This window comes from Dyella sp. (assembly GCF_035508675.1).
Classification (GTDB): domain Bacteria; phylum Pseudomonadota; class Gammaproteobacteria; order Xanthomonadales; family Rhodanobacteraceae; genus Dyella_B.
Map to the genome: position 1 here is coordinate 1 of NZ_DATJMN010000147.1, position 11684 is coordinate 11684.

An 11684-nucleotide genomic window follows, 5' to 3' on the forward strand; every position below is an offset into this window, starting at 1 on the left:
GATCTCGACGAAGCAGCCGTAATCGGTGACGTTGGAAACCTTGCCGAACAGACGGCTGCCGACCGGATAGCGGCGCGAGATGGCCACCCACGGATCGTCGCCCAGCTGCTTGAGGCCCAGCGACACGCGGTTGCGCTCGCGGTCGTACTTCAGCACGCGCACGTCCAGCTCGTCGCCGACGTTGACGACTTCGGACGGATGACGCACGCGCTTCCACGCCATGTCGGTGATGTGCAGCAGACCATCGATGCCGCCCAGGTCCACGAACGCGCCGTAGTCGGTGAGGTTCTTGACCGTGCCCTTCACCACGGCGCCCTCGGTCAGGCGCTCCAGCAGCTTCTCGCGCTCTTCGGAGAACTCGGTCTCGACGACGGCGCGGCGGCTGACTACGACGTTGTTGCGCTTGCGGTCCAGCTTGATGATCTTGAATTCAAGATCCTTGCCTTCCAGGTACACCGGGTCGCGTACCGGACGCACATCGACCAGCGAGCCGGGCAGGAACGCGCGGACGTCCTTGATGTCGACGGTGAAACCGCCCTTGACCTTGCCGGAGATCTTGCCGGTGATGGTTTCTTCCTTGTCGAAGGCCTGCTCGAGGTCGTCCCATACCATGGAACGCTTGGCCTTCTCACGGGAGAGCTTGGTCTCGCCGAAGCCGTCTTCCAGTGCGTCGAGGGCTACCTTCACCTCGTCGCCCACGCTTACTTCCAACTCGCCGTTCTCGCTCTTGAACTGCTCGATCGGAACGATGCCTTCGCTCTTCAGGCCGGCGTTGATCACGACGACGTCGTTGCGGATTTCGACAACGATACCGGTGACGATGGCACCCGGCTTCAGTTTAGAGATGGCCTGTTGGCTCTGTTCAAACAGCTCGGCAAAACTTTCAGTCATGTTGATTCCAGAAATAAGAAAAGGCCTTCACCCCACTGCGCGCCGTCGGAGTAATTGCGCAGATGGGCAGGCCCACCGGTTGTGGGTGGTCGGGATCGCGCCCTCGCACCGTTGACCCAAAACTCCATGCCGCGGCATGAAGCGCCAATGCCGCCGCAATCCGGTTACGGATTCACGACGGCCAAAACTTTCGCGGCCACATCCACGATCCCCATGCCGGTGGTATCCACCAGCACCGCATCGCGGGCGGGTTTCAGCGGCGCCACGGCTCGCGATGCATCGCGGGCGTCACGCGCCTCAATTTCGCTCTGAAGGGTGGCAAGTGTAACGCTCAGCCCCTTTTCCTTCAACTGCTTATAGCGTCTTTTAGCTCTTTCGGCCGCGCTGGCAGTGAGGAATACCTTATACGGCGCATCGGGGAAGATCACCGTACCCATATCCCGCCCGTCCGCCACCAGGCCGGGCGCCTTGCGGAAACTCAGCTGGAGATCGACCAGCGCCTTGCGCACCGAAGGAATTGAGGCAATGGCCGAGGCCGCAGCGCCGGCAGTCTCGGTGCGCAACTCGTCGGTGGCATCGTGGCCATTGACGATCACGCGCGTTTCGCCATCATGTGGCACCGCACGAAACTGGATCCTGGTGGTTTGCGCGCAACGGGTAACGGCCTCGGCATCGGAAATATCCAGCCCGGCCGCACCAGCGGCATAGCCGACCGCCCGGTACAGCGCGCCGGAATCCAGTAATCGCCAGCCCAGGTGTTCCGCCACCAGCCGGCTGATCGTGCCTTTGCCTGATCCGGAGGGTCCGTCGATGGTGAGTACGGGCACGGACTGGCGTGTTGGCATGGACGAACCTGATGGCACGGGAAGTGCTTAGCTTATCGCGTTTACAGGGGTGCCAGGCGCATGCTTTTCCGTTACTCATCGACCGTATCCGGCTATCAGCCGTCCTCCATGAACGATCTTCACCGCCAGTTCCACCAGGCCGCCGACGAACTGCGGCGGCTGAGGGAACGGCCCGACAACGACACGCTGCTTTCGCTCTACGCGCTCTACAAGCAGGCCCTGGAAGGCGACGTGCACGATTGCCAGCCGACCAGTTTTTTCGACTTCATCGGCACCGCCAAGCAGGAAGCCTGGTCGCGCGTGAAGGGCATGCCGCAAGAGGAAGCCATGCGTCAATACGTGGCATTGGTACAACAATTGCTCGACTGAGACGGCAATTGCCACGCCTGGGCCACTTGCGTCCATCGTGAATAGCGGGCACATTCATACGATCGTTTGAATGACGGTCGTCGCATGAACTATCCCCACCTGTTTGCCCCGCTCGACCTGGGCCACGTCACCCTGCCCAATCGCATCCTGATGGGTTCGATGCATACCGGGCTGGAGGACAAGGCGGCCGATTTCGACAAGTTGGCAAGCTATTTCGCCGAGCGCGCCCGCGGCGGCGTGGGCCTGATGGTGACCGGCGGCATCGCCCCTTCCATCGAAGGCTGGTTGAAACCCTTCGGCGGACGTATGACGTTGCCCTGGCACAAGCCCCGCCACCGCAAGATCACCCAGGCGGTTCACGCCGAAGGCGGGCGCATCTGCATGCAGATACTGCACGCAGGGCGTTACGGCTATCACCCGCTGTCGGTCGCGCCATCGCGCATCCAGTCGCCGATCACGCCGTTCAAACCACGCCAACTCAGCGGGCGCGGCGTAGAGCGCACCATCAGGGACTTCGTCCGCTGCGCGCAACTCGCGCGCGAAGCCGGCTACGACGGCGTGGAGGTGATGGGCTCGGAAGGCTATCTCATCAATCAGTTCATTGCCGCGCGCACCAACAAGCGCAACGACGCCTGGGGCGGCGATGCGGCCAGGCGCATGCGTTTTCCGCTGGAAATCGTGCGGCGCATGCGCGAAGCCGTCGGCCAGGATTTCATCATCATCTATCGCCTTTCGATGCTCGACCTGGTGGAAGATGCGCAGTCCTGGCCGGACATCGTCACGCTTGCCAAAGGCATCGAGGCAGCAGGCGCCAGCATCATCAACACCGGCATCGGCTGGCATGAAGCACGCGTACCGACCATCGTCACCAGCGTGCCGCGCGCCGGCTTCAGCTGGGTGACCAGGAAGCTCAAAGGCGAAGTATCGATTCCGCTGATCACCACCAACCGCATCAACATGCCTGAGGTAGCCGAGCGCATTCTTGCCGATGGCGATGCGGACATGGTGTCGATGGCACGGCCGCTGCTGGCGGATCCGGAATGGGCGGCCAAAGCGAAAGCCGGTGGCAGCGAACGCATCAATACCTGCATCGCCTGCAATCAGGCGTGCCTCGATCACGTGTTCTTGAACCAGCGCGCAAGCTGCATGGTCAACCCCCGCGCCTGCCACGAGACCGAGCTGCGTATCGTTCCGGCAAAGACGCGCAAACGTATCGCGGTGGTGGGCGCCGGCCCAGCCGGCATGGCGTGCGCGTCCACCTTGGCCGAACGCGGTCACGAGGTCACGCTGATCGATGCCGGCGAAGAAATCGGCGGCCAGTTCAACTACGCCAAGCGCATTCCCGGCAAGGAGGAATTCCGCGAGACGCTGCGCTATTTCAAGCATCGCCTGGCCGACACCGGCGTGCGCGTGCAACTAGGGCAAGTCGTGGATGCTGCGTCACTCACGGCGCAGCACTATGACGACATCGTCATTGCCACCGGCATCACCCCGCGCTGTGTGAATTTCCCTGGTAGCGATGATCCGCGCGTGCTGGGTTATCTCGACGTGTTGGCGCGCAACCATCCGGTTGGCAAACACGTGGCGATCATCGGGGCCGGCGGCATCGGCTTCGACGTTGCCGAGTTCCTGGCCGAACCTGCGCCCTCGCCCACCACCGATGTCGCACGCTGGACACGTGAATGGGGCGTGGACATGCAGTTGCAGCATCCCGGTGGCCTGCTTCGCCCCCAGCCGGAACCGTCTGCACGGCAAGTCTGGCTACTTCAGCGCACGGAGGGGCGTCCGGGTGCTCGCCTCAACAAAACCACCGGCTGGGTGCATCGCGCCACGCTGAAGAACAAGCAGGTGACGATGCTGGGCGGCGTCAGCTATGACCGATTCGACGACCAGGGCCTGCATATCACCGTGGGCGGCAAGTCCCAGGTGCTGCCGGTGGACAACGTGATCGTCTGCGCCGGCCAGGAGCCCAACCGTGGCCTCGCCGATGCGCTGACTGAACGGGGGCATCCGCGCGTACACGTGATCGGTGGGGCCGACGTGGCGGCAGAGCTGGACGCCAAGCGCGCCATTGCGCAAGGCACACGACTTGCCACCGAGCTTTAAGAAAGCTCCGCAATGTACTGAGGGGGAAGAGAAAGGAAGCGCCCCGCTAGCGACGCGTCGGTAATGGCTCTGGGGAGGGATGCCGAAATACCGCGGGGGTAGCGTCGCTGCGGGGCGAGGGTCAACACCACTCGGGGGGAGGGGGGTCAGTGGTGCGACGGAGAGCATATTATGATCGACCCGATACAGAATCAAATATATATTTAGGTTCCTATTTATTCGAAACTCATATATGTTTGATTTTCGCCAATTGCGCTACTTCATCGCTGTCGCCGAGGAACTCAGCTTCACGCGCGCCGCGCAGCGGTTGCATCTCTCCCAACCTCCGCTTTCCCAGCAGATCCAGGCGCTAGAGCAGGACCTGGGTGTGCGCCTGCTCGAGCGCGACAAGCGCAACGTCGCCCTTACCGCGCCAGGAAGGCTATTCCTTGACCAGGCCCGGCAGATCCTGGCCATGGCCGACGAAGCCCGTACCCAGGTCGCGGAGGCCGCAGCGGGCTTCAGCGGGCACCTCAAGCTCGCCTATACGGTTTCCGTATCGTTCCACCCCGCCCTGCCCCAGACCCTGCTGCGGCTCGGGCAGAACGCGCCCAACGTGCGCGTATGGTTGAGCGAGATGTATACCCAGCCGCAGTTCTCGGCCATTCGCAACGGCCAGATTGACGTGGGATTCGTACGCGATGTGCCCACGCACGAAGACGACGCACAGGCCCTGCGCATTGACATCATCGATCGCGAGCCGCTGCTGCTGGCCCTGCCTGAGAACCACCGTCTGGCTGGTCGGCAAAGCGTAGAACTGGGGGAAGTTGCTGGCGACCCCTTCGTCGTCCAGCCACGCGAACTGGCAGCAACGCTGTATGACCGCTTGCTGCGCCTGGCCGCCCGGGCCGGCTTCCATCCGGTGATCCGGCAACACGCCCAGCAACTGAACGGCTTGCTCGCGCTGGTGGCTGCCGGCGTAGGGCTGGCCCTGGTGCCGGCCAGCATGCAGGTGGTTAAGCTGGCCGGGATAAGCTACGTCCCGCTGGCCGATCCGGATGCCTATCTTGTACTGGCCGTTGCCAGCCCGGCGCAAAACCCCAGCCCGGTGGTATTGCAATGCCTGGAAACGGTTGCCACCGCAAAAACCGTCTTAGGCTTGTGACAAGCGATTGATCTAGTTATACTTGCGCGCTTACTTTGATTCGTTTCGTTCCAGGAGCCTGCCGTGAAGGTGCTTTCCTCTTTGAAGTCCGCCAAGCAGCGGCACCGTGACTGCAAGGTTGTGCGCCGTCGCGGCAAAGTGTTCGTGATCTGCAAGAGCAACCCGCGTTTCAAAGCGCGCCAGCGTTGATCCAGGCCATGAGCCGATAAAAAAGCCGCTGCAAAGCGGCTTTTTTTTGCGCCTCAAAACATTGCTTCAAAGCGCTCCCTCTCTCAACAGAGAGAAGGAGCGAAGAGGCGCATCACTCGTAACTGACGCCGGTGATCTCGTAGCGCTTTACGCCGTTGGGCGCCCTGAACTCCAAACTGTCGCCGGCGCTCTTGCCGATCAAGGCACGCGCAATCGGCGAGGACACGGCGATCAGCGCTTGCTTGATATCGGCCTCAAGGTCGCCAACGATCTGGTACTTCACCGCTTCGCCGCTTTCCTCGTCCTCCAATTCCACGATCGCGCCGAACACGATCTTGCTGCCGGGATTCAAGCGCGACACATCGATCACTTCGGCCGTGGACAAGGCCGCCTCCAACTCCTTGATGCGGCCTTCGATAAAGCTCTGTTGCTCACGCGCCGCGTGATACTCGGCGTTTTCCTTCAAATCGCCATGCGCGCGCGCTTCGGCGATGGCGGCAATGATCTTGGGACGCTCAACCGATTTCAGGCGCTCCAGCTCGGCGCGCAAACGCTCCGACCCGGCCTTGGTAATGGGTGCGCGACTCATGCGTTCAACTCCTTGTGTAGTTCTTGCAGGCTGTGTACTTCGCCACTGTCGTGGTAATCCAGTGAATGCACCAGCGCACGCGCGCCTGCAACCGTGGTGGAATAAGTAACGCGATGCTGCAATGCCTCGCGCCGGATCGAGAACGAATCCGCGATCGCCTGCTTACCTTCGGTGGTGTTGACGATATAGACGATCTCACCGTTCTTGATCAAGTCGACGATATGCGGGCGGCCCTCCAGCACCTTGTTGATGCGCTCGCAGATGACACCGTGCGAGGTGAGATAGCTTGCCGTGCCCGCCGTAGCCACCAGCGTGAAGCCACGCGAGGCGATATCGGCGGCCACCGGCAACAAGCGATCCTTGTCTGCATCGCGCACCGACACGAACACCTTGCCCTTGGGCGGCGTCTTGATGCCAGCCGCGTCGTGACCGCGCGCGAAAGCCGCGCCGAAGCTGCGGCCCACGCCCATCACTTCACCGGTGGAGCGCATTTCCGGGCCGAGGATCGGATCGACATTCTGGAACTTCAGGAACGGGAAGATCGCTTCCTTCACCGAGTAGTAACCCGGAATCACTTCGCGGGTAGCGCCCTGCTCTTCCAGCAAGCGCCCGGCCATGCAACGTGCGGCGATCTTGGCCAGCGCGACGCCGGTAGCTTTGGATACGAACGGCACCGTACGCGAGGCGCGCGGGTTCACCTCCAGGATGAACACCGTATCGCCCTGGATCGCAAACTGCGTGTTCATCAGGCCGACAACCTTCAGCTCTTTCGCCATCAGGCCAACCTGGCGGCGCAGTTCGTTCTGGATCGCCGGCGACAGCGAATACGGCGGCAGCGAGCAGGACGAATCGCCCGAGTGCACGCCGGCTTCTTCGATGTGCTCCATGATGCCGCCGACCAGCACGTTGCCATCACAGTCAGCAATGACATCCACATCCACCTCCACCGCATGGTCGAGAAAGCGATCGAGCAGCACCGGCGAATCGTTCGATACCTGCACCGCTTCGCGGATGTAGCGCGACAAGTCCGCATCGTCGTACACCACTTCCATGGCACGGCCACCCAACACGTAGCTGGGGCGCACCACCAGCGGATAGCCGATCTCGCGCGCCAGCGCCAGCGCTTCGTCCGCGTTGCGCGCGGTGCGGTTCGGCGGCTGGATCAGGCCGAGCTTGACGATCATCTGCTGGAAGCGCTCGCGGTCTTCGGCAAGGTCGATCGAATCGGGCGTGGTGCCGATGATCGGCGCGCCCGCGGCTTCCAGCGCACGCGCCAGCTTCAGCGGCGTCTGGCCGCCGTACTGCACGATGACGCCCTTGGGTTTTTCGAGATCGACGATTTCCAGCACGTCCTCAAGCGTAAGCGGCTCGAAGTACAAGCGGTCCGACGTGTCGTAGTCGGTCGACACGGTTTCCGGGTTGCAGTTGACCATGATGGTCTCGAAGCCGTCCTCGCGCAGCGCGAGCGCAGCGTGCACGCAGCAGTAGTCGAACTCGATGCCCTGCCCGATGCGGTTCGGACCGCCGCCCAGCACGATGATCTTGTCGCGGTTGGTGGGGTTGGCTTCGCACTCTTCCTCGTAGGTCGAGTACATGTACGCAGTGGTCGTCGCGAATTCGGCGGCGCAGGAATCCACGCGCTTGTACACCGGGCGCACACCCAGCGTGCGGCGCAGATGGCGAATGGCCGCCTCATCGGTGTTGCTGAGTTCCGCCAGGCGCGCATCAGAGAAGCCGAGACGCTTCAGCTCGCGCATCCGCAACGCATCGAGCGCAGTGAGGCCTTGCTCGCGCACCTCCTTCTCGACCAGCACGATGTCTTCGAATGCGGCGAGGAACCACGGATCGACATGGCTGAGGTCGTGCACTTCCTCCAGCGTCAAACCCGCGCGGAAGGCATCGGCCAGATGGAAGACGCGGTCGGGACGCGGCTCGCGCAGTTCGCGCTTGAGCTTGGCCAGGCCCTCTTCGCTGGTGATGTCCAGGCCGGTGGGATTGAGGCCGGTCTTGCCGATTTCCAGGCCACGCAACGCTTTTTGCAGCGATTCGTGGAAGCTGCGGCCGATCGCCATCACCTCGCCCACCGACTTCATCTGCGTGGTGAGGCGCGCGTCGGCCTGCGGGAATTTTTCAAACGCGAAGCGCGGGATCTTGGTGACCACGTAATCGATGGTCGGTTCGAACGACGCCGGCGTGAGGCCGCCGGTGATGTCGTTCTTGAGTTCGTCCAGCGTGTAGCCCACGGCCAACTTCGCCGCCACCTTGGCGATCGGGAAGCCGGTGGCCTTCGAAGCCAGCGCGGACGAACGCGACACGCGCGGATTCATCTCGATCACCACCACGCGCCCCGTTTCGGCATTCACGCCGAACTGCACGTTGGAGCCGCCGGTGTCCACGCCGATCTTGCGCAACACCGCGATGGACGCATCGCGCAGGCGCTGGTATTCCTTGTCGGTAAGCGTCTGCGCCGGCGCCACGGTAATCGAATCGCCGGTGTGCACGCCCATCGGATCAAGGTTCTCGATCGAGCATACGATGATGCAGTTGTCCGCCGTGTCGCGGACCACTTCCATCTCGAACTCCTTCCAGCCAAGCACGGATTCTTCCACCAGCACTTCATGTACGGGCGAAAGCTCCAGACCGCGCTTGACGATTTCTTCGAATTCCTCGCGGTTGTACGCGATGCCGCCGCCGGAACCGCCGAGCGTGAAGCTGGGACGGATGATGGTCGGATAGCCGACACTGACCTGAATCTCGACTGCTTGTTCAAACGAACGCGCGACGGCCGCCTTGGGACATTCCAGCCCAATCTCGGACATTGCCACACGGAACAATTCACGGTCTTCGGCCATGCGAATCGCTTCACGCGAAGCGCCGATCAGCTCCACCCCGTATTTTTCGAGCACGCCGTTGTCGGCCAGATCGAGCGCACAGTTGAGGCCGGTCTGGCCGCCCATGGTGGGCAGCACGGCATCGGGCCGCTCCTTGGCGATGATGCGCTCCACCGTCTGCCAGTTGATCGGCTCGATGTAGACGGCATCGGCCATCTCGGGATCGGTCATGATCGTGGCCGGGTTCGAGTTCACCAGGATCACCCGGTAACCCTCTTCGCGCAGCGCCTTGCAGGCCTGCGCGCCGGAGTAGTCGAACTCGCAGGCCTGGCCGATCACGATCGGACCGGCGCCGATGATCAGGATGCTCTTGATGTCATTACGCTTGGGCATCTCAGCGGGTCTCCTGCATCAGCTTGGCGAAACGTTCGAACAGATATCGGATGTCGTGTGGACCCGGGCTCGCCTCCGGATGTCCCTGGAAGCAGAACGCGGGACGATCGGTCAGTGCGAAACCTTGCAGCGAACCATCGAATAGCGAGCTATGCGTGACGCGCACATTGGACGGCAGCGTCGAGGCATCCACCGCAAAACCATGGTTCTGCGAGGTGATCAGCACGCGACCATCGTCATGGTCTTTCACCGGATGATTCGCGCCGTGATGGCCGAACTTCATCTTCATGGTCTTCGCGCCCACCGCCGCCCCCATGATCTGGTGTCCCAGGCAGATGCCGAACAACGGAATTTCCTTGGCCAGGAATTCGCGCGTGGCGGCAATGGCGTAATCGCAGGCCGCCGGATCGCCCGGGCCGTTGGAGAGGAACACGCCATCCGGATTCATGGCGAGCACGTCGGCAGCCGGTGTCTGCGCAGGCACCACCGTGATCTCGCAACCACGCTCGGCCAGCAAGCGCAGAATGTTGCGCTTTACGCCGTAGTCGTAGGCGACCACATTGAAGCGCTTGTCCGTTTCATGGAAGGCGGTGCGGTCGAGGTCATACACGCCCTCGTTCCAGTTGTACGGCTTATCGACGCTGACCACCTTGGCCAGGTCCATGCCGTTCAAGCCGGGGAAGGCGCGCGCCTTGGCGAGTGCTGCCTCGGCGTCGATGGATTGGCCAGCCACCAGGCAGCCGTTCTGCGCACCCTTGTCGCGCAGAATGCGCGTGAGCCGGCGCGTGTCGATGCCGGCAATCGCGACGATGCCATGGCGCTGGAGATAATCAGGCAGGCTCTCGGTGCTGCGCCAATTGCTGGCACGACGCGGCACGTCGCGCACGATCAGGCCGGCGGTATGCACCTTGTCGGATTCGGCATCCACCTCGTTGCATCCGGTGTTGCCGATGTGCGGGTAAGTAAGGGTGACGATTTGTCGGGCATAGGAGGGATCGGTGAGGATCTCCTGGTAACCCGTCATCGCCGTGTTGAAAACGACTTCGCCAACGGTTTCGCCAGTCGCACCTACGGAGTGGCCGTGGAATACGCTGCCGTCTTCGAGGGCAAGCAGAGCGGAGTGAGGCATGGAGAGGGCCGCCTTTTAGGTACAGCAAGGTCCGCAAGCCGCACAGAAGCAGGCTTGTGGACCTTAAGTGAAGGAAAGTCTCGGGCGGGTTGAAATGATAGGCTTCGCGCGCCTTTCTGTCCACCGCAATGGACCTCCCAAAACGGATAATCATATGGCGCGCCGGCAACCCGCTCGCGCTAGACTGCGCCGAGACTTAGCCAGGAAAGCTGCGAAACTCGATGAACGCAACCGCCCTACTGCTGGACCCCGCTCGACTCGATCGCCCGGACACGGATGTGCGCCAGCAGCCGTTCCCGTTCTTGATCGCGCACGGCCAGTTACCGGACGAAGCGCGCACGGACCTGGAGCGGGATTTCCCCAAATACAGCAGCGCGGGTTTCTTTCCCTACGACCCGGCTGACTGCGGTCCCTCGGTCAACGCGCTGGTCGAGCAAATGACCACGCCGCAGTTCGCCAGCGCCATCGGCCGCTATCTCGGCATCGAAAATCTTGGGCGGTACCCCACCCTGGTGACCTTGTGCCGCGCCTTGAACAAGCGTCACGGCACCATCCACACCGATAGCCGTTCCAAGGTGGCCACGGCCCTGCTCTATCTCAACACGCAATGGCCCGACACCAGCGACGGCTGCCTGCGCTTTCTCAACCGCGTGGACAACATCGACGATCTGGTCGCCCCCGAACTCAAACCGCTGTACGGCGAGTTCGCCGTGTTCAAGCGCTGCGACAATTCCTTTCACGGGCATTTGCCGTATGAAGGCGAACGTCGCGTCATCCAGGTAGCCTGGCTCACCAGCGAAGAGGAAAAGCTGCGCAAGACCAAGCGCGGTAAATTCTCCCGCGCATTCAAGAAGCTGTTCGGCGTGCTCGACCGCAAGCTTGGTGCAGGGCGCGATCGCAATGCCTCGCATCGGGATTGAGCACTCATAAGAAGCGCCAAACCACGTAGCCGGCAAACAGCAGGTAGAACACGCTCACCGGAATCAAGACGCGACCGTCGACGTTGCCTCTGCGGAACAAGCGCCATAGATAAACGATGGCCAGCATGGTCAGCAGGCCCGAGACCACCAGCGGCGCATCGAACAACCACGGTGTAGCGAAGATGGCCAGGGCGCTGGGCACGGTGGCTTGAATCATCATCGCGCCGGAGATGTTGGCAAGCGCCAGGCGCTCCTTGCCCTGGCGCACCCAGATCAGC

The 11684-nt window shown here is 62.3% G+C and carries 10 protein-coding genes and 1 pseudogene; 5 read left to right on the top strand and 6 right to left on the bottom strand.

Features of this window, described 5'->3' with window-relative positions; translation table 11 throughout:
• Positions 1–891 (bottom strand): S1 RNA-binding domain-containing protein (locus VMA74_RS08150; RefSeq protein WP_325366138.1); only part of this gene is annotated, 891 nt, incomplete at its 3' end.
• Between the two features lie 164 nt (positions 892–1055).
• On the bottom strand, positions 1056–1736 hold the full coding sequence (gene cmk, locus VMA74_RS08155) for a (d)CMP kinase (protein ID WP_325366139.1): 681 nt from the start codon (positions 1734–1736) through the stop codon (positions 1056–1058).
• Positions 1737–1844: 108 nt separating this feature from the next.
• On the opposite strand from cmk, the gene VMA74_RS08160 reads away from it, so the two are divergent.
• From VMA74_RS08160 to ykgO, 4 genes are all read left to right on the top strand, one after another.
• Positions 1845–2105: an acyl-CoA-binding protein gene (locus VMA74_RS08160; protein ID WP_325366140.1), complete on the top strand. Its 261-nt coding sequence runs from the start codon at positions 1845–1847 to the stop codon at positions 2103–2105.
• 84 nt (positions 2106–2189) lie between these two features.
• Entirely contained in the window at positions 2190–4211 is a 2022-nt protein-coding gene (locus tag VMA74_RS08165) for an NADPH-dependent 2,4-dienoyl-CoA reductase (protein ID WP_325366141.1), read from the top strand.
• A 232-nt stretch (positions 4212–4443) separates the two neighbouring features.
• Positions 4444–5355, top strand: coding sequence for a LysR substrate-binding domain-containing protein (locus VMA74_RS08170; RefSeq protein ID WP_325366142.1), 912 nt, complete (start codon positions 4444–4446; stop codon positions 5353–5355).
• 63 nt (positions 5356–5418) lie between these two features.
• The gene (gene ykgO / locus VMA74_RS08175) at positions 5419–5544 is read left to right on the top strand and encodes a type B 50S ribosomal protein L36 (protein WP_008215056.1); all 126 of its coding nucleotides are present in this window, start codon (positions 5419–5421) and stop codon (positions 5542–5544) included.
• 112 nt (positions 5545–5656) lie between these two features.
• Here the strand turns inward: ykgO and greA are convergent, their stop codons facing one another.
• The 3 genes from greA to carA are packed head-to-tail and all read right to left on the bottom strand — an operon-like array spanning position 5657 to position 10486.
• On the bottom strand, positions 5657–6133 hold the full coding sequence (gene greA, locus VMA74_RS08180; protein ID WP_325366143.1) for a transcription elongation factor GreA: 477 nt from the start codon (positions 6131–6133) through the stop codon (positions 5657–5659).
• Positions 6130–9357 carry a carbamoyl-phosphate synthase large subunit gene (gene carB / locus VMA74_RS08185; protein WP_325366144.1) on the bottom strand — a complete coding sequence of 1076 codons (3228 nt, stop codon included), beginning with the start codon at positions 9355–9357 and terminating at the stop codon, positions 6130–6132. Before carB ends, greA begins: the two co-directional genes overlap by 4 nt.
• Position 9358: 1 nt before the next feature.
• Positions 9359–10486 (bottom strand): glutamine-hydrolyzing carbamoyl-phosphate synthase small subunit, encoded by a 1128-nt coding sequence (gene carA, locus VMA74_RS08190; RefSeq protein ID WP_325366145.1) that lies wholly within the window; start codon positions 10484–10486, stop codon positions 9359–9361.
• 221 nt (positions 10487–10707) lie between these two features.
• Here carA and VMA74_RS08195 point away from each other — a divergent pair, with 221 nt between their 5' ends.
• Positions 10708–11406 carry a 2OG-Fe(II) oxygenase gene (locus VMA74_RS08195; protein ID WP_325366146.1) on the top strand — a complete coding sequence of 233 codons (699 nt, stop codon included), beginning with the start codon at positions 10708–10710 and terminating at the stop codon, positions 11404–11406.
• A gap of 4 nt (positions 11407–11410) precedes the next feature.
• Here the strand turns inward: VMA74_RS08195 and VMA74_RS08200 are convergent.
• A pseudogene (locus VMA74_RS08200) lies at positions 11411–11684 on the bottom strand (sodium:calcium antiporter); the annotation flags it as partial.

What these genes read in the sequence shown, in the direction of transcription:
- VMA74_RS08160 (WP_325366140.1), top strand. Translation starts at nt 1,845, where the DNA reads ATGAACGATCTTCACCGCCAGTTCCACCAGGCCGCCGACGAACTGCGG.
- VMA74_RS08195 (WP_325366146.1), top strand. Translation starts at nt 10,708, where the DNA reads ATGAACGCAACCGCCCTACTGCTGGACCCCGCTCGACTCGATCGCCCG.
- cmk (WP_325366139.1), bottom strand. Translation starts at nt 1,736, where the DNA reads ATGCCAACACGCCAGTCCGTGCCCGTACTCACCATCGACGGACCCTCC.
- carB (WP_325366144.1), bottom strand. Translation starts at nt 9,357, where the DNA reads ATGCCCAAGCGTAATGACATCAAGAGCATCCTGATCATCGGCGCCGGT.
- carA (WP_325366145.1), bottom strand. Translation starts at nt 10,486, where the DNA reads ATGCCTCACTCCGCTCTGCTTGCCCTCGAAGACGGCAGCGTATTCCAC.
- greA (WP_325366143.1), bottom strand. Translation starts at nt 6,133, where the DNA reads ATGAGTCGCGCACCCATTACCAAGGCCGGGTCGGAGCGTTTGCGCGCC.
- VMA74_RS08170 (WP_325366142.1), top strand. Translation starts at nt 4,444, where the DNA reads ATGTTTGATTTTCGCCAATTGCGCTACTTCATCGCTGTCGCCGAGGAA.
- VMA74_RS08165 (WP_325366141.1), top strand. Translation starts at nt 2,190, where the DNA reads ATGAACTATCCCCACCTGTTTGCCCCGCTCGACCTGGGCCACGTCACC.